Source organism: Enterococcus thailandicus, from assembly GCF_001886265.1.
Taxonomy (GTDB): Bacteria; Bacillota; Bacilli; order Lactobacillales; family Enterococcaceae; genus Enterococcus_B; species Enterococcus_B thailandicus.
In genome coordinates this window covers 46,153-64,134 of the sequence record NZ_JXLE01000014.1, presented here as the reverse complement: position 1 = coordinate 64,134, position 17,982 = coordinate 46,153, and the positions used below count along the sequence as shown (strand labels likewise).

General features: G+C 37.8%; 14 protein-coding genes. 13 read left to right on the top strand and 1 reads right to left on the bottom strand.

Features of this window, described 5'->3' with window-relative positions; translation table 11 throughout:
- The first annotated feature begins 166 nt into the window (after nucleotides 1-166).
- From RV17_RS10130 to copB, 8 genes are all read left to right on the top strand, one after another.
- Entirely contained in the window at nucleotides 167-550 is a 384-nt protein-coding gene (locus RV17_RS10130) for a YccF domain-containing protein (RefSeq protein WP_067483938.1), read from the top strand.
- 171 nt (nucleotides 551-721) lie between these two features.
- A complete protein-coding gene (locus RV17_RS10125) occupies nucleotides 722-2,821 on the top strand; it encodes a heavy metal translocating P-type ATPase (RefSeq protein ID WP_071869144.1) in 2,100 nt (699 codons plus the stop codon).
- A gap of 360 nt (nucleotides 2,822-3,181) precedes the next feature.
- Nucleotides 3,182-4,648: an amino acid permease gene (locus tag RV17_RS10115; RefSeq protein ID WP_067483942.1), complete on the top strand. Its 1,467-nt coding sequence runs from the start codon at nucleotides 3,182-3,184 to the stop codon at nucleotides 4,646-4,648.
- Nucleotides 4,649-4,809: 161 nt separating this feature from the next.
- Nucleotides 4,810-5,355 carry a P-loop NTPase family protein gene (locus RV17_RS10110; protein WP_071869142.1) on the top strand — a complete coding sequence of 182 codons (546 nt, stop codon included), beginning with the start codon at nucleotides 4,810-4,812 and terminating at the stop codon, nucleotides 5,353-5,355.
- A 73-nt stretch (nucleotides 5,356-5,428) separates the two neighbouring features.
- Nucleotides 5,429-5,863: a CopY/TcrY family copper transport repressor gene (locus tag RV17_RS10105; RefSeq protein WP_067483945.1), complete on the top strand. Its 435-nt coding sequence runs from the start codon at nucleotides 5,429-5,431 to the stop codon at nucleotides 5,861-5,863.
- 13 nt (nucleotides 5,864-5,876) lie between these two features.
- Complete coding sequence (gene copZ, locus RV17_RS10100; RefSeq protein ID WP_067483947.1) at nucleotides 5,877-6,089, top strand: copper chaperone CopZ; 213 nt, start codon at nucleotides 5,877-5,879, stop codon at nucleotides 6,087-6,089.
- Nucleotides 6,086-8,269, top strand: a complete 2,184-nt coding sequence (locus tag RV17_RS10095; RefSeq protein ID WP_071869141.1) for a heavy metal translocating P-type ATPase — start codon at nucleotides 6,086-6,088, stop codon at nucleotides 8,267-8,269. Before copZ ends, RV17_RS10095 begins: the two co-directional genes overlap by 4 nt.
- Nucleotides 8,270-8,411: 142 nt before the next feature.
- Nucleotides 8,412-10,610 carry a copper/silver-translocating P-type ATPase CopB gene (gene copB, locus RV17_RS10090; RefSeq protein ID WP_186807805.1) on the top strand — a complete coding sequence of 733 codons (2,199 nt, stop codon included), beginning with the start codon at nucleotides 8,412-8,414 and terminating at the stop codon, nucleotides 10,608-10,610.
- 26 nt (nucleotides 10,611-10,636) lie between these two features.
- On the opposite strand, the gene RV17_RS13475 is transcribed toward copB, so the two are convergent.
- On the bottom strand, nucleotides 10,637-10,789 hold the full coding sequence (locus RV17_RS13475) for a hypothetical protein (RefSeq protein WP_169819337.1): 153 nt from the start codon (nucleotides 10,787-10,789) through the stop codon (nucleotides 10,637-10,639).
- Nucleotides 10,790-11,085: 296 nt separating this feature from the next.
- On the opposite strand from RV17_RS13475, the gene RV17_RS10085 reads away from it, so the two are divergent.
- The 5 genes from RV17_RS10085 to RV17_RS10065 all read left to right on the top strand — a co-directional run bounded on the left by RV17_RS10085 (nucleotide 11,086) and on the right by RV17_RS10065 (nucleotide 17,977).
- Nucleotides 11,086-12,741 carry a PTS transporter subunit EIIC gene (locus RV17_RS10085; RefSeq protein ID WP_083571984.1) on the top strand — a complete coding sequence of 552 codons (1,656 nt, stop codon included), beginning with the start codon at nucleotides 11,086-11,088 and terminating at the stop codon, nucleotides 12,739-12,741.
- Nucleotides 12,707-14,743 carry a BglG family transcription antiterminator gene (locus tag RV17_RS10080; RefSeq protein WP_071869139.1) on the top strand — a complete coding sequence of 679 codons (2,037 nt, stop codon included), beginning with the start codon at nucleotides 12,707-12,709 and terminating at the stop codon, nucleotides 14,741-14,743. The genes RV17_RS10085 and RV17_RS10080 overlap by 35 nt, the downstream gene beginning before the upstream one ends.
- Before the next feature lie 33 nt (nucleotides 14,744-14,776).
- Nucleotides 14,777-15,217 carry a PTS mannitol transporter subunit IIA gene (locus RV17_RS10075; RefSeq protein WP_067483957.1) on the top strand — a complete coding sequence of 147 codons (441 nt, stop codon included), beginning with the start codon at nucleotides 14,777-14,779 and terminating at the stop codon, nucleotides 15,215-15,217.
- Nucleotides 15,218-15,761: 544 nt separating this feature from the next.
- Nucleotides 15,762-17,525: a PTS mannitol transporter subunit IIBC gene (locus tag RV17_RS10070; protein WP_071869138.1), complete on the top strand. Its 1,764-nt coding sequence runs from the start codon at nucleotides 15,762-15,764 to the stop codon at nucleotides 17,523-17,525.
- A 14-nt stretch (nucleotides 17,526-17,539) separates the two neighbouring features.
- Nucleotides 17,540-17,977, top strand: a complete 438-nt coding sequence (locus RV17_RS10065) for a PTS mannitol transporter subunit IIA (protein ID WP_067483960.1) — start codon at nucleotides 17,540-17,542, stop codon at nucleotides 17,975-17,977.
- The last annotated feature ends 5 nt before the right edge of the window (nucleotides 17,978-17,982 follow it).

Below are 17,982 nucleotides of genomic sequence, written 5' to 3'. Positions count from 1 at the left end.
TGTTGAAATTTAGACTTACTGGGAGGAAGTTGCTTTAGGAACACTTTAAATAAGAACACAACTTAATAAAAAGAGTTTAAAAAGGAAGCATGACGAAACTTTCATGCTTCCTTTTTGGCATTTTATGCGATAATAGATTCAAGTAACTTTGGCAAAGGAGAATAGTATGAGCTGTTTAGGAAATATTTTATGGTTTATTTTTGGTGGATTAGTTGGTGGACTTGGCTGGCTGATTGCCGGTGTATTATGGTGTATAACAATTGTTGGAATCCCAATTGGGTTACAATGTTTTAAACTTGCTTCTCTATCTTTTGCTCCATTTGGAAAAGAAGTCGTTTATCATCAAAGTGGTTTTTCATTGATTGTCAATTTGATTTGGTTGATTGTATCAGGTCTCCCTTTGGCGCTAACACACGTTGTAAGTGGCTTGATTTTGTGCATTACGATTGTGGGAATCCCATTTGGTAAGCAATCATTCAAATTAGCTCGTTTGGCATTGATGCCATTTGGAGCAGAAATTGTTCCAAGTAATCACTATTATTTTGAGTAACGATCAAATAGCGGACAAAACGGAAATCGTTTTGTCCGCTATTTTTGACAAGAAAAGAAAAATGTCAAATAAAAGAAAAAAAGAGAAGGCTTCCAGTTGACATATGAATGCACATTCATTTATAATTACTTATGAAGAGTTATTCATGTGTATTGCAAGGAGGGAAAGAAAATGAATAAAGATTATCGATTAGATGGCTTAGATTGTGCAAATTGCGCAATGAAAATTGAAAAAAAAGTACAGACAATTGAAGGTGTGAAGGAAGCAAATGTAAACTTTACTACTGGTAAGTTGCGAATTGTTGCAAACGAAGCAGATTTAGCAACAGTTGAAACGAAAACGAAGCAAGCAATTAAAGAAATCGAACCGGATGTGGCGGTTAGTGAGATTACAAATAATCACCAAGACGGAGACGGACATAATCATGAGCATGATAATAGTCGAAATGATTTGCTTCGTATTCTTATCTCTGCATTAGGAATGGGCCTTTTGATTTGGTTCTCGCCAACTGGTATTGTTCGCCTAATTGGTTATCTCCTTATTTATGGATTAATTGGTTTTGATGTAATAAAAAAAGCTGTTATGAATATAACCAAGGGTCAGATTTTTGATGAAAACTTTTTGATGGCGATTGCGACAATTGGTGCAATGATTATTGGCGAATATCCTGAAGCAGTTGCTGTAATGCTATTTTATCAAGTAGGTGAATATTTCCAAGGATTTGCGGTCAAACAATCACGAAGATCTATTCGTGAACTGATGGCCATTCGCCCCGATACAGCCCGTGTCCAAACTTCTGAAGGCTGGAAGAATGTTTCACCAGAAGCAGTTGAGTTAGGACAACAAGTCTTAATCAAGCCTGGTGAAAGAGTCCCACTAGATGGAAAGATTATTGAAGGTGAATCTATGGTTGATACTTCTGCCTTAACTGGAGAATCTGTTCCGCGGAAAGTAACCAGTGGAGAAATGATTCTCAGCGGTTTTATCAATAAAAATCAACCTATCGTAATGAGTGTTGAGAAAACTTATGGTGAATCAACAATCAGTAAGTTATTGGAATTAGTTGAAAATGCTAGTAGTAAGAAAGCACCAGCCGAAAATTTCATCACTAAATTTGCGCGTTACTATACACCAATCGTAGTTGTTTTAGCGGTATTGTTAGCAATCGTGCCACCATTAGTGGTTCCTGGTGCCGTATTCTCTGAATGGATTTATCGAGCATTGACGTTCTTAGTTATTTCTTGTCCTTGTGCTTTAGTGATTTCTGTCCCATTGAGTTTCTTTGGCGGGATAGGTGGCGCAAGTAAGATTGGGGTATTGGTTAAAGGAAGTAACTACCTTGAACTACTTGCAGAAACAGAAACAGTCGTTTTTGACAAAACGGGGACGTTAACTAAAGGTGAATTCTCAGTTCAAACAATTGAAACAACGATGGATCAAACAACTTTTATGCAGTATGTAGCGAGTGCCGAACAATATTCTACACATCCAATCGCTCAATCAGTCTTGGCTGCTTACCAAGGTCCTTTATTGGTGAGTGAACAAGTAGAAGAAATTGCTGGTGAGGGAATCTCAGCAGTGATTGATGCTCATGATATTTTAGTTGGTAATCAGAAATTGATGGCGCGTAAACAAATTGCATTTTCTACGAGTGAAGAAGTTGGGACATTACTTTATGTTGCGATTGACCAAAAATATGTCGGCTTCCTATTGATTGCAGACGCACTAAAAGAGGATGCAATTGAAACAATGAATAAGTTGAGAAAAGCTGGCGTCAAAGAAACAGTCATGTTGACAGGTGATGCGAAAAAGATTGCTGATTCTGTAGGTAAAAAAGTAGGAATTGATCAAGTTTATAGTGAATTGCTTCCTCAAGATAAAGTTGACAAATTAGAAATGATTCTTGCAAAAAGTTCTGGCAAAGTAGCTTTTGTGGGTGACGGAATCAATGATGCTCCCGTTTTAGCAAGAGCGGATGTCGGAATCGCCATGGGTGGACTAGGAAGCGATGCGGCAATTGAAGCAGCTGATGTTGTAATCATGAACGATGAACCTTCAAAAATTGCAGACGCGATGCGAGTAGCTCGTAAGACATTACGAATTGTGAAACAAAATATTGTCTTTGCAATTGGTGTGAAAGTTCTAGTTTTACTACTTGGCGCATTAGGCTTTGCCTCAATGGGTGATGCTGTTTTCGCAGATGTCGGGGTAACGGTGATTGCTGTTTTGAATGCAATGAGATGTTTGCGAGTGAAAAAATTAAATGAATGAATATTGATAAATTAAATATGCGTAAAAAAGTTTTGTTATCGCTCGAAAAAATAACGTATGTTCGAATCCAAGAGATTACTGTTGCTGGTCTCTTGGATTTTTTTCATGTAATTTTAAAAGAAGTCGCAGCAAACAAAAATGTATTTTCATTTTTCAGAAAATTATGTCTTGCAAGTATCATAAGACGAAAACTTTTTGAACAAAAAATATTTTTCTGGTTTTATGATGAAAAAATAATTTTAAAATGATGTGTTTATGGTAAAAGAATGCACACTTAAAATAACAAACTATTGCGACAGTTAAAAAAAGTGATTATTATTACATGGTGCAATAGATACTTTATATCAAAGGAGAGAGACAATGAACGACAAACAACTGCGCTGGTTCACAGTTGCATTGATTGCATTCAATATGGTCTGGGGTATGGGAAATGTTGTGAATAACTATGCACAACAAGGGATTTCCGTTATTACTTCTTGGTTATTGATTCTTGCAATCTATTTTATTCCTTATGCTTTGATTGTTGGCCAATTAGGTTCAACATTTAAAGATAGTAAAGGTGGCGTAAGCTCTTGGGTTGAAAATACAACTTCCAATAAACGACTAGCTTATTACGCTGCATGGACTTATTGGGTTGTGCATATTCCTTATTTGGCACAAAAACCACAAGCAATTTTGATTGCCGCTGGCTGGGCAGTCCAAGGAAATGGAGATATCGTGAATACGATGTCTGTTCAATTAGTTGCTATTATTTCATTAGTAATCTTTTTAGCGTTCTTATACTTATCAACTAAAGGATTATCAACATTGAAAGTAATCGGTGGATTAGCAGGAACTGCGATGTTCGTGATGTCATTACTATTCATCTTACTAGCAGTGACAGCACCATTCATCAATCCAACAATGGAATTTGCTACACCACATATGAATCAAGTGAAAACATATATTCCGACATTTGATTTTAGTTACTTCACAACCGTTTCAATGTTAGTTTTCGCAGTAGGTGGAGCAGAAAAAATCTCTCCTTACGTAAACTCAACAAGAAATCCTGCAAAAGAATTTCCAAAAGGAATGATTTTCTTAGCAGCAATGGTTGGTGTTTGTGCAGTATTAGGTTCAGTTGCAATGGGTATGCTATTTGCAAGTGACAATATTCCCAAAGACTTAATGGCAAATGGTGCTTACAGTGCCTTCCAAATTTTAGGTAATTACTATGGAATTGGAAATGCACTAATGATTATCTATGCGTTAACAAATATGGTTGGGCAAATTTCTGCTTTGGCCTTCTCAATTGACGCGCCACTAAAAATCTTGTTAGCTGATGCTGATCCAGAGTTCGTACCAAACTGGTTGCGTAAACGTAATCGTAAAGGGACTTTGGTCAACGGTTATTTCTTAACAGGGATTTTAGTAAGTATCATTATCTTACTACCAATTTTCGGTATCAAAGACATGAATGAATTAGTTAAATGGTTGACTAACTTAAACTCAGTTGTAATGCCAATGCGTTATCTATGGGTATTCTTGGCTTACATGATGTTGAATAAAGCATATAAAAAATTCACTTCAGAGTATAAATTTGTTAAGAATCCTAAAATCGGTTATATCTTCGGTGCATGGTGTTTTGCATTTACAGCATTTGCTTGTATCTTAGGTATGGTTCCAAAAATCGAATACGCAGCTGATCCAAAAGCTTGGTGGTTCCAATTGATTTCAAATATCATTACACCAATTGTGTTGATTTTACTAGGAATGATCTTACCTGCGATTGCACGTCGTGATAAGAACAAAGAAGTTCCTGTATCAGAAACAATTCCACAAGCATAATTCAGTAATTAAGTAATAAAAGTGAAAGAATAAGTTGCCATAGGGTCTGACAAGCTAACTAGTGATTAGTTTGTCAGATCCTATTTTTTTGTGTATCGTAAAAACTATACATATTCATAAGTAGGAATGAAATCAAGAAAATAGAGAGGGAGGATTTATCAATGAATTATTTGATCATGGGCAATTCTGGTTCAGGGAAGTCAACATTTGCTCGGAAACTTCAACAAGTAACAGGAGCCAGTTTATTGCCACTGGATTTTTTGTGGCATCAAACAGACTATAGCGAAGAGGCTCAAATTTGGTTTCAGGCAGAGCAAGAAAAGTTTATCCGCACAAATGAAAACTGGATCGTGGATGGCAATTATTTAGGAACAAGTGACTTACGGTTCCAACATGCGGACATACTTATCCTCTTAAAAGTACCACGTCTACTGTCCTTGTTTCGAGTAATTTCTCGTTCAATCAAACGAAAAAATAATCCAGATTCTAGACCAGATATGCCAAAAACATTTCAGGAAAAATTTGATCGAGAATACTTAGATTTTCTTCTCTACATTTGGCGATTTCCCAACAACCAAGCAGTGAGACTAGAACAAATTTTGCAGGAGCAACCCAATGAACTACAAGTAATCATTCTAAAAAGCAAAAGAGATCAAAAAATTTTCTTTCAAAAATTAATCGAGCAAAAAAGAAGTAAAGAGAGTTGACAGTTTTTGTTTACAGTTGTAAACTAAGTTTGTCTTTAAAGATTACAAGCGTAAACGAAGAGGGGTGAAAGCAATGGTAAAAACGAAAATGCCTGTTAAAATTAGTGATTCTGAGTGGGAAGTAATGCGAGTGATTTGGACATTGAACCAAACGACTGCGCAAGAGATCACTCAAATTTTAGCGGATTCAATGGACTGGAAAGCTGCTACTGTCAAAACGTTACTGGGCCGACTAGTGAAAAAAGAAGTTGTGTGGACGCAGCAAGAGGGGAAAAAATTTATTTATCATCCGGCAGTTTCTGAAATGGAAACGGTTCGTAGCGCAACAGAAAATTTATTTTCACATATTTGTGCAAAAAAAGTTGGTGAGACGATTGCTGATCTAGTGGAAGAAGCCACTTTGACACAAGCAGATATCGATAAAATTATGGAACAGTTGCAACAAAAAGAACCAGTGGCAACAATTGCTTGCAATTGTATCCCCGGACAATGTACGTGTAAATCATAAGGAGGAATTTAGGATGAAACAACAATTTTCAATTCAAGGTATGAGCTGTAATCATTGTGTAGCAAAGGTTGAAGAAACACTTCAAACATTACCAGGTGTTCAAAAGGTAAAAGTAAATCTGAAAAAAGCGAAGGGCATGGTCAAATTCGACGAAAGTCAAATTCAATCAGACCAAATCAAAGAAAAAATTACAGCACTAGGATATCCTGCAGAGGTGATTGAATGACTGAAACACCACAAATGACTACCTTGGTGATTACTGGTATGACTTGTGCAAACTGCTCTGCACGAGTGGAAAAAGAATTAAAAGAACAACCAGGAGTGATTTCGGCAACGGTCAATTTAGCAACGGAAAAAGCAAGTGTCAAATATGCTGAGACTTCTTCTGAGGCATTGATTCAAAGTGTCGAAAAAATTGGGTACGGCGCAATTTTATATGACGAAGAACACAAACAAAAAATTGCTGAAGAAAAAAAAGCGTACTTACGAAAAATGAAACGAGATTTATTTTTAAGCGCACTCTTAACTTTTCCATTAATGGCATCAATGATTGCCATGGTGTTAGGAAATCATGGCGCACTTGTTCAATTTTTCCATCAACCAATGGTCCAACTGCTTCTGGCATTTCCCGTCCAGTTTTACGTAGGTGCACGTTTTTACCAAGGTGCCTATCATGCACTGAAAACCAAGGCACCAAACATGGATGTTTTGGTCGCTCTTGGAACGACTGCTGCTTTTCTATTAAGCATTTATAACGGATTTTTTTCAAGTACAACCAATGATTTGTATTTTGAAAGTAGCAGTATGATCATCACCTTGATTTTATTAGGAAAATATTTAGAGCATACAGCCAAAAGCAAGACAGGCGATGCTATCAAGCAATTGATGTCGCTACAGATGAAGACAGCTCAGAAATTAGTTGATGGTGTCGAAGAAACGATTGCGATCGAAGACGTTACAGTGGGAGATTGTTTAGTGATTCGCCCTGGTGAGCAAATTCCGACAGATGGGAAAATCATTTACGGAAGTAGTGCGATGGATGAAAGCATGTTGACAGGGGAAAGTTTGCCGGTGGAAAAACATCTTGGTGACGCCGTTTTTGGAGGAACAGTGAATACGACTGGTCTAGTACAAATTCAAGTTTCCCAAGTCGGTAGTCAAACCGTGTTAGCTCAAATCATTCAAATGGTAGAAGATGCCCAAGGAAGTAAGGCACCAATTCAACAAATTGCTGACCGTATTTCTGGTATTTTTGTACCTGTAGTCTTAGTTGTTGCTTTCTTTACGTTGGTTTTAACTGGATGGCTTACAGGTGATTGGCAATTGGCTTTGATTCACAGCGTATCCGTTTTAGTAATTGCTTGTCCTTGTGCCTTAGGATTGGCAACACCAACAGCAATTATGGTTGGAACAGGTGTCGGCGCACGAAATGGTATTTTGATTAAAGGTGGCGAAGCGTTAGAAGAAGCGGCGGGACTTACGAGTATTTTATTAGATAAAACAGGAACGATTACACAAGGAGCACCTCAAGTAACTGATGTGATTGGTTCAACAGAAGTTGTTAAACTCTTTCATAGTTTGGAACAAGCTTCCGAGCATCCTTTAGCAAAAGCAATCAATGATTATAGCAAAAAAAACGGGATTGCTCCTTATGAAGTGAGTGAATTTACTGCACATCCGGGCGCCGGAATCAGTGGGAGAATCAATCAGCAAGAATATTTTGCTGGGACAAAAAAACGCTTAGCTCAATTAAGCCTATCAGTTGCGTCATTGGAAGAACAAGCGCTACACTTAGAACGAGAAGGAAAAACAGTCATGTATTTGGCTGATGAGAAGCAAGTTTTAGGATTGATTGCAGTAGCTGATGCAGTAAAACCAGAAGCAAAACAAGCAATTGCAAAACTTCAAGCACAAAAAATCGAAGTGTACATGGTGACGGGTGACAACAAACTTGCTGCTAATGTGATTGGTAAACAAGTAGGGCTTGATTCAGATCATATTTTTGCGGAAGTACTGCCAGATGAGAAAGCCGCTTATGTTCAACGATTACAACAAACGGGTCAGAAAGTCGGCATGGTTGGTGATGGAATCAATGATGCCCCAGCCCTTGCTTTAGCTGATGTTGGTTTAGCGATGGGAAGTGGAACGGATATTGCCATGGAAACAGCTGATGTTACTTTGATGAATAGCAATTTAATGGCTGTTGAGCAAACGATTGACCTATCTCGTGCTACGTTGAAGAAAATCAAACAAAATCTTTTTTGGGCTTTTGTTTACAATACAATTGGGATTCCGTTTGCTGCATTTGGTTTGTTGAATCCGATTATCGCTGGTGGCGCGATGGCATTTAGTTCAGTCAGTGTGCTACTTAATTCATTGAGTTTGAATCGAAAAATGAAAAAATAATTGAAGTGAAGAAGGGATCGAGATGAAAGAATCAGAAAAACAGAATGAATTGTCGAAACACGATCATGAAAAAATGATGCAGGATCAGATGTCTCACGATGAGCAGCATTCAGCGAGTCAGGAGGCTCATGAAAAGCAAGAAATGGACAAGCAAAAGCATCAGCATGACATGAGTGGAATGGATCACTCGAAGCACGAAGGAATGAATCACGAGCATGACATGAGTGGGATGGATCATTCAATGCATGGACATATGCATGACCATGATATGGGTGGGATAGATCACTCGAAGCATGAAGGAATGAATCACGAACATGATATGAGCGGAATGGATCATTCAATGCATGGACATATGCATGACCACGATATGGGTGGGATGGATCACTCCATGCATATGGGGAATTTTAAGCAGAAATTTTGGTTGTCCCTTGTTTTAGCTATTCCAATCATTCTTTTGTCACCAATGATGGGCTTGGAACTGCCTTTTCAAATCAGCTTTCCTGGTTCTGAATGGGTTGTCCTTGTTTTAGCTACGATTCTCTTTGTTTATGGTGGTCAACCATTTTTAAGTGGTGCCAAAATGGAATTAGAGCAAAAGAGTCCGGCAATGATGACCTTGATTGCAATGGGGATTTCTGTTGCATATATTTATAGTTTGTACTCTTTTATCGCGAATTTAGTTAACCCACATGCACATGTGATGGACTTTTTCTGGGAATTAGCTACTTTAATCGTCATTATGTTACTGGGCCATTGGATTGAGATGAATGCTGTTTCAAATGCAAGTAATGCGTTGCAAAAGCTAGCAGAGTTATTGCCTGAATCAGTTAAGCGAATCAAAGAAGATGGGACGGAAGAAACAATTTCTTTGAAAGAAGTTCATGAAGGTGATCATCTAGTCGTACGCTCAGGAGATAAAATGCCGACAGATGGCATCATCATCAAAGGAAATACGATTGTCGATGAATCAGCTGTTACGGGTGAATCAAAAGGAGTCAAAAAACAAGTTGATGACCGCGTAATTGGCGGATCAGTCAATGGTGAAGGCACGATTGAAATCAAAGTTACGGGTACAGGTGAAAATGGATACCTTGCGAAAGTAATGGAAATGGTTCGTAAAGCACAAAGTGAAAAATCAAAATTAGAATCTTTATCAGACAAGGTTGCTAAGTGGTTGTTTTACGTTGCGTTGATTGCAGGGATCTTAGCATTTATTATTTGGCTAGTTGTAGCCGATTTACCTACCGCGTTAGAAAGAATGGTTACGGTCTTTATTATTGCGTGTCCCCACGCACTAGGTTTGGCAATTCCTTTAGTTGTAGCTCGTTCAACATCAATTGCTGCAAAAAACGGCTTGCTGTTGAAAAATCGCAATGCTTTAGAACAAGCCACTGATTTGGATGTCATCATGTTAGATAAAACCGGAACCTTGACGCAAGGAAAATTTACGGTCACAGGTGTTGAAATGCTAACTGATTCTGTAACGAAACAGGAAGCACTTGAAATGATTGGTGCGCTAGAAGCAAATGCCAACCATCCATTAGCAATCGGGATCATGAGCTATCTGCAAGAGCAAAAAATTACACCAGCTAAAGCTGAAAATTTGAAAAATTTAGCAGGTGTTGGCTTAGCTGGCACGGTGAACAATCAGGAAGTCAAAATCGTGAATGAAAAAGAAATCAAACGACTTGGCTTCGTTGTAAAACCAGAGTTACTCCATAGCTATCAAGAACAAGGAAATACGATTAGCTTTTTACTTTTAGCAGACCAATTGGTGGCAATGATTGCACTAGGTGATGTCGTGAAACCAGAAGCAAAACAATTTATCCAAACATTGAAAGATCGCAAAATCACACCAGTCATGTTGACCGGTGATAATGAAAGTGCTGCTCAAGCAGTAGCACATTATTTAGGAATCGATGATTTTTATGCGGGATTGTTGCCTGATGATAAAGAGAAAATCGTGCAAAATTATTTGCAACAAGGTAAAAAAGTCATTATGGTTGGTGACGGGATCAATGATGCACCAAGTCTAGCTCGTGCAACAATCGGTATGGCAATTGGTGCCGGAACAGATGTGGCAATTGATTCAGCAGATGTCGTTTTAACCAATAGTAATCCCAATGATATTTTGCATTTCTTAGATTTAGCAAAACAAACAAGAAGAAAAATGATTCAAAACCTTTGGTGGGGAGCAGGCTACAATATTATCGCAATTCCTTTGGCTGCCGGGATTTTAGCGCCAATTGGTATTTTATTAAGCCCAGCTGTTGGTGCTGTCTTGATGTCACTCAGCACAGTCGTAGTTGCTTTGAACGCGTTGACTTTGAAAATCAAATAAGTTAGATAAACCAAGGGGTGATGAGCTTAGGCCATCACTCCTTTTTTGATTAATCCAAAGCTTGTTTGAAATAATCGTGCTTTGGCTTCAAGCTCGATTTTTACTTTTTCAATTTCTTTTAATGAAAGTGTTTGGCTTTCGTGGATTTTCTTTTTCGACTTTTGTAAAAGTTCACTCATTTGTAGAACCTCCATTCATACAAAAATAATTAGTTAGGTACCGAATCATTTTCTTGTTTCGATTATAGTTCGGTACCTAACTATATGTCAAGAAGTTTTCTAAAAAAGAATAGATTAGATGTGAACTACATAAAAATTTTGTGGACGCTTTGGGTTCTTTGTTATACTTTAATAGTGACTCTTCAGATGATCATCTTGAAGTGTAAGGAAGTGGGGAGGAAAATCACTTGGTAGAAAACATAACGACCAAAAGCTTGGGACTACGAAAACTTGGACATAAATTGAGCCAATTGATTATGCCAAACCTAAGTATTTTTATTGCTTGGGGATTTCTTTCTTTTCTAACGCCTTATTTTTCTGGAGAATTAGCCCAGAGGCTGAATGAAGTGAGCGAGTGGATGCTTCATTTGTTATTACCGATTTTGATTGGTTATCTAGGTGGGAAAATTACTGGAAATCAACGTGGAGCAATTGTTGGCGCAATTGCTACGCTAGGAATCATTGTTGGTTCAACTGCGCCACAAATTGTGGGAGCCATGATTATGGGAACGTTAGCAGGAAAAGTGTATGATTTTTTTGAAAATAAAGTTAAAGAACAGTTTACGATTGGATACGAGATGTTGATTCATAATTTACTTGTAGGAATCATCGGTGGTGTATGTTGTCTGCTGGGAATGATTGTGATTACGCCTCTCATTTCTTCGGTTAGCCAAATGATTTCACAAGCTATTCTTTGGTTGACGGAAATGAAAATGCTTACGTTAGCTCATGTCTTGTTGGAACCACTCAAAGTATTGTTTTTTAATAATATTATCAATCATGGAATTTTGACACCACTTGGCATTGAATTTGCTCAACAAGAAAACTCATCGATTTTATTCTTGATGGAGGCGAATCCGGGGCCTGGGATTGGTGTGTTGCTTGCGATTCTTTTTCAGGGAAGAAGAGAAACCAAAACCAATGCAGGGAGTGCGCTAATGATCCAAGCTATTGGTGGTATCCATGAAATTTATTTCCCTTTTGTATTAATCAAACCAAAACTTGTATTGGCAGTCATTTTGGGCGGTGCTAGCGGAACCTTTCTGTTTCAGTTATTGCATGTAGGGTTAAGTGCGCCAGTCTCACCGGGCTCATTAATCGTTATTTTGACGAATACGCCGACAAATCAGCTTTTAGCCGTTAGCTTTGGTATTTTAGTGAGTATTCTAGTGACGTTTAGTTGTGCATTGTTTTTACTAAGGAAAGAAGCAGTGAATGTTGAACAAGAAAAGTCAAATGATGAGGAACGTGAAGAAATGCAACTAGCGAAAAATAAAAAAATTATCTTTGCTTGTGATTCGGGAATGGGCTCAAGTGCGATGGGTGCTGCGCTATTAAAGAAACAACTACAAGTCGCAAACTTACCTGCAAGCGTTGATTATGCTTCGATTTATCAAGTCAAAGATCAACCAGATCAACTAATTATTGTTCAAAGTGAACTGACAGTGCTCGCACAACAGCAAGCACCAAATAGCCAAATTCTCTCCTTGGATCACTTTTTGGAAGTAGAGAATTCTTTACCAAAGATTAAAAGCTTTCTTTTAACAACTACTCACATGGAGAAATCCGCAGAAATTGCCATAGAAATGGACAGAAACGAAACTGAAAAGGTCGTGTTTTTATACGCTGAAAATATTCGAGGCTCACAAACGATGGGCATGACGATCCTAGCACAATTAGCGAAGAAACAGGGACGCTCACTTTCCATTAGCAAGCTACCAATTGAACAGTTAGTAGGCGAAAAAGAAACCATTTATGTTGCTACAACTGCTTTCTTCCACAAGTATCCCCAGTTAGCAGAACTCTCCAAGATTGTTTTAGTTGAACATTTCGTTTTAACAACAACCTATGAACAATGGATGAAAGGAGGAGTTGAGCATGTACTTGTCCACAAGGGAAAAACAATTGATTAGTGAGTTGTTACACAGTTCCACACCAGTGTCCGTAGATCGAATGATGACGGTCTTAAAAGTTAGCAAGCGAACAGTTTATCGTGAGCTAGATCAGTTAGCTTTATCGTTGAAAGCAGTTGATGCGCAATTAAAAAAAGTAACACGTGGTTCGTTCTTGATTGATGCGACAACTGAAACCAAGTCGAAACTATTAGCAGAAATCAATGATGAAGGTGGCGAAGAGCTTTCGACATTGGAGCGACAACATGCGATTTTATTAGCGATTTTATTGACAGCACAGCCGTTGAGTTTAGCACATTTTTTGGAAACTTATTTAGTCAGTAATACAACATTTTATGCAGATATCAAGCAACTTGAAGCAAGTATCGAACACTTGCCTTTAAAAATTGTTCGTAACCAAGGATATGAAATCGTTGGCCCAGAAAAATATCGGCGTTTATTGGCGGCGAATGTGTTGGAATTGGAAATTAATGAATATGAATTGTTTCATCTGATGAAAGAACAAAAAAGTTCAAATTATTTTTTTCAATTTATTCAGTTAGAAAATTTCTTTTTAGTGAGAAAGATGATTAGTGAAGAGCTGATTGGCAAAAAAAATGAGCTGAGTGACCGCAAATTAGCGCATCTGATTTTGATATTGACGCTGACGATGGATCGGGTGAAAAAAAATCAGTTTTTGACGAATGAAACATATTTAGGTTTAGCCAATAAAGAGTTTTTACAAATCGCCAAGCGACTTTTTGCTATTATCGGAAAAGAAAGCCAACAACTTTATCCAGTGAATGAAATTGTTTTTTTTGCAAGTTTGTTGAATGATTTTTCTAATTCATTTGATAAAGATTTCTTTGATGAACATTTTGATACACAGCTTGCTTATCTAGTAAAACAGCTGATTACATTAGTTAGCGAAGAAACAGATGTACGTTTTTATGAAGATGAAAGCCTTTATAAAATGTTACTAACACATTTGTCTGGGGTATTTTCTCGAGCGATTTTGCAAGAAGAAACGTTGACGAATCCGATTCTTGAAAAAATCATGGTTCAATACGAGGAACTGACTACCGCCATTCGATCCGCAGTTAATCAAGTCTTTCAAGAAAAACAGTTATCCAATGAAGAAATTGCCTATATGGTTTTACATTTTGCTAGTTCACTTGAACGTAGTCCAAAAGAAAGTTCGATCCGTATTGCCGCTTTTTCTCCAAGTGGTTTGGCCTCAACTAGTATGCTAGAAATGCGCTTGAAACGGTATTTTCCTTCGATTAGTCAACTGGAATTTTATCGGATTGCAGATATCAAAAAAGTAAATCTTAAAAAAACATATGATGTGGTCATTTCGACTTCCGTTTTACCGGGATATACAGGAAATTATTTGTTGGTGTCACCCTTATTGTTAGAAGATGAAATCAAATGTTTGAAACAAGCTTTTCAAAAAGTGAGAAGCGCTCATCCTTTGCCAGCAGAAAAAACGACTACATCTGAGCCAATTTTAGCAGATCAATACGAACAAACTTTAGCTGTGATGGAAAAAATCAATCAGTTACTTTCTCGCTTTTTTATTCAAGAAATCAGTAATGAAGACAAACTAAGTGAGATTATAAAGCAGGTTCTTTCTTTTTTACCAACGAATTTACTTACAGATGAAAAAGACGTCCAAGAAAAATTAATGCGACGGTATCAACAATCACCAATTGGGATTCCTAAAACAACTATGGGCTTGTTTCACACATCTAGTTCAGCAGTGGCAGCTCCAGTTTTTTGTATCTTCGAGTTGAAGCAACCAATCACAATTGAAGGAATGGACAAGCAATCAATCACGCTTGAACGAATGATGCTAATGCTCGCTCCCTCACCAATTGAGGAAACAGATAGCCGCTTACTAGGAAAAATCAGTGCAGCAATGATTATGAATGACTTGAACTTAGAAATTTTTCAGTCAGGTAATCAAGCAATCGTCTATCAATTGTTGGCAAAAATTTTGATTGATGAGATGAAAAAGTAAAGGAATGAAAAAAGAAACGGAGAGGAGACAAAAATGGAATTAGCCACAGAAAGAATTCAATTGAATCAAACTTTCAGTGATTGGCAAGATGCGCTGACAAATATTGGGGCATGGTTAACTAACCAAGGCTGGGTAAAAGCGGGGTACACTGAATCAATGATCGAACGTCAAGAATTGATGAGCGTTTATATTGGTAACTTTGTTGCCCTACCTCATGGCAACGAAGAACTGGTAGTTAAAGAAGGCATCTCACTTATCCAAGTGCCTGACGGGGTTAACTTTGGAACTAAAGAAGAGCCAAAAATTGCCACAATTCTATTTGCGGTTACCTTCAAAAAGGAACAGCAATTACCAATGTTACAAGAACTGGCATTTTTTTGTGCGGAAATTGAACAAGTGATTGCGTTAAGCGATGCGAAAACTGTGTCAGAAGTGCAAGCAATTTTGGAAAAAAACACCACTAAGTTTGAGTGAAAATTTATAGTTAAAATGAATGAATATTAGTGAACTGTAAAAGAAGGTTGTGGTGCCAAGCGTTCAGCTTCGAAAAAATAATGAGCAACTGACAAAAATAGCTTTTCATGTTTTTGGACAGTTATGAATTATTTCGAGAAGTTGCTTGGGGAACACCGAGGCGAAGGTTGTGGCGCAAAACGCTTAGCTCTGACAAGATAGCGAGTAGGCACTCAAAAATAGTTTTTCATCTTTTGAAATGACGCAAGCTATATGGAGGAGTTGTTTTGGGAACACCGAGGAGAAGGCTGTGAAAGAAGTGTTCAACTCCAATAAATAAAAAAATTACCAGAAATTGCTTCTCAAATTTTTAAGTAATTTGAGCTTATTTGGAAGAAGTTACTTCTGGAACACCGTTTATTTTGAAAAAAGAGTACGACAATCGTCGTGCTCTTTTTTTTATACTCTCCATGTTTTGGCACAAACCTTTGTGCCAAAGTACGACTATTTATGTATTTAGTAAGCGGATACAATTAAGCCATAAAGAAGAAAAGGAGCTAAAAAAATGGAGCAGACGATGAATACCAAAGAAAAAGTCTCACTGAAAGCACGTGTTCAAAAATTAGGAAGTACCTTGTCTAGTATGGTGATGCCCAACATTGGAGCACTAATAGCATGGGGTGTCCTAACAGCTTTATTTATTCCAGATGGCTATTTACCGAATGAACAATTTGCGACAATGGTTGGTCCAATGCTGACTTACTTGATCCCGCTATTGATTGGTTACACTGGTGGAAAAGTAATCGCAGGTGATCGAGGCTCAGTTGTCGGAGCCATCGCAACGATGGGCGTCATCGTGGGGACAGATATTCCAATGATGCTTGGCGCGATGATTATGGGGCCTTTGGGCGGTTATGCAATAAAAAAATTCGATCAGGTATTTCAATCACGAATTAAATCAGGCTTTGAAATGTTAGTTAATAATTTTTCAGCAGGATTGATTGGTTTTGGTTTAGCTCTAGTTGGTTTTACCGGGATTGGTCCAGTTGTGGATGGCTTGACACAAGCGATGGCCCAAGGTGTAGAAGTTATTTTAAACGCGCACTTAATTCCACTTACGAATATTTTTATCGAACCAGCGAAAATTTTATTTTTGAATAATGCAATCAATCATGGCATTTTAACACCACTTGGAACAGAGCAAGTCGCAACAGCAGGCAAATCAATTTTGTTCTTATTAGAAGCCAATCCTGGCCCTGGCTTAGGTGTGTTATTAGCTTTTACTTTCTTTGGCAAAGGCGCAGCAAAATCTTCTGCACCCGGTGCAATCATTATCCACTTCTTAGGTGGAATCCATGAAATCTATTTTCCATACGTCATGATGAAACCGCTTTTGTTCTTGTCGGTAATTGCAGGCGGAATTTCAGGAAGTTTCATTTTCCAATTATTAGATGCAGGACTACGCGCGCCAGCTTCACCCGGATCAATTATTGCTATTTTAGCAATGGCACCACTTAGTTCTTATCTACCAGTGTTATTAGGTATTGGAGTTGCAACCATCGTTTCATTTGCAATTTCTGTAGTTATTTTAAAGGCAGATGCTCGAGAAGAATCAGAAAGTTTTGAGCAATCGGTTCAAGAAATGAAACAAGCCAAACAAACTGCTAAAGGCTTGACTATTCGTCCAGAGGCATTTTCATCAACTAAAAAAATTATTTTTGCCTGTGATGCAGGTATGGGTTCAAGTGCAATGGGAGCTTCAATTTTAAGAAAAATGGTTCAGAAAGCTGGTCTTCCACAAACCGTGACAAATCAAGCGATTAGTCAGTTAGTAGATGAAGAAGGGACGCTAATCATTACCCAAGTTGAATTGCAAGAACGAGCAAAACAAAAAGCACCACATGCACAGTTTGTTGCAGTTGAAAACTTCTTGAATTCACCGAGATATGACGAGGTAATCCAACAATTAAGCCAAAAAGAAACAACCGAAACTAGGGAACTAATGGACGAACCATCAATCGAAATCGGACCACAAGACATGAGTAAAATCCAAAAAATCGTGATTGTCCACGACCAACGAGCAGGATCGGCAACGATGGGAATCAATGTCTTAAAGGAAGTACTTCAAAAAAATGATATTCAAATTCCATTAAAAAAAATCAAGATTGATGAATTAGCTGATGATGAACATTCATTGGTACTTGCTCAAGAACATTTGACGAAAGAAATTCAAGAGCTTGCACCAAATGCTCTTCACTTACCAGTTGAAAGCATGGTTCAAATCAAACATTACGAAACCATTGCGCAACAGCTTAAAAAATCTGCTTAAAAAAGGAGAAAACGATGAAAGCACTAGATTTTAGTATGATCGAATTAAACCAAGCATTTGCTTCTAAAGAAGAAGCGATTCGTTATTGCGGAGAAAAGTTAGTTGAGGCGGGCTGCGTGGATGAAGCATACATCGACTCAATGATTCAACGTGATGAGATGTTATCTGTCTATATGGGAAACTTTATTGCTATTCCTCATGGGACAGATTCAGCAAAAAAATATGTTAAGAAATCTGGTATCTGTGTAGTACAAGTACCCGAGGGAGTCAATTTTGGAACAGAAAATGAGGAAAAAATTGCGACTGTGTTATTCGGCATCGCAGGTGTCGGAGAAGAACATTTAGCGTTAGTTCAACAAATAGCCTTATATTGTAGTGATGTTGACAACGTTGTTCAGTTAGCAGATGCATTAAGTAAAGAAGAGGTTTGTGAAAATTTAGCGATTGCATAAGGAGA

Coding starts and splice junctions, on each gene's coding strand:
- RV17_RS13475 (WP_169819337.1), bottom strand. CDS start 10,789: ATGAGTGAACTTTTACAAAAGTCGAAAAAGAAAATCCACGAAAGCCAA.
- RV17_RS10110 (WP_071869142.1), top strand. CDS start 4,810: ATGAATTATTTGATCATGGGCAATTCTGGTTCAGGGAAGTCAACATTT.
- RV17_RS10105 (WP_067483945.1), top strand. CDS start 5,429: ATGGTAAAAACGAAAATGCCTGTTAAAATTAGTGATTCTGAGTGGGAA.
- RV17_RS10115 (WP_067483942.1), top strand. CDS start 3,182: ATGAACGACAAACAACTGCGCTGGTTCACAGTTGCATTGATTGCATTC.
- copB (WP_186807805.1), top strand. CDS start 8,412: ATGGACAAGCAAAAGCATCAGCATGACATGAGTGGAATGGATCACTCG.
- RV17_RS10070 (WP_071869138.1), top strand. CDS start 15,762: ATGGAGCAGACGATGAATACCAAAGAAAAAGTCTCACTGAAAGCACGT.
- copZ (WP_067483947.1), top strand. CDS start 5,877: ATGAAACAACAATTTTCAATTCAAGGTATGAGCTGTAATCATTGTGTA.
- RV17_RS10065 (WP_067483960.1), top strand. CDS start 17,540: ATGAAAGCACTAGATTTTAGTATGATCGAATTAAACCAAGCATTTGCT.
- RV17_RS10125 (WP_071869144.1), top strand. CDS start 722: ATGAATAAAGATTATCGATTAGATGGCTTAGATTGTGCAAATTGCGCA.
- RV17_RS10095 (WP_071869141.1), top strand. CDS start 6,086: ATGACTGAAACACCACAAATGACTACCTTGGTGATTACTGGTATGACT.
- RV17_RS10130 (WP_067483938.1), top strand. CDS start 167: ATGAGCTGTTTAGGAAATATTTTATGGTTTATTTTTGGTGGATTAGTT.
- RV17_RS10085 (WP_083571984.1), top strand. CDS start 11,086: ATGCCAAACCTAAGTATTTTTATTGCTTGGGGATTTCTTTCTTTTCTA.
- RV17_RS10080 (WP_071869139.1), top strand. CDS start 12,707: ATGTACTTGTCCACAAGGGAAAAACAATTGATTAGTGAGTTGTTACAC.
- RV17_RS10075 (WP_067483957.1), top strand. CDS start 14,777: ATGGAATTAGCCACAGAAAGAATTCAATTGAATCAAACTTTCAGTGAT.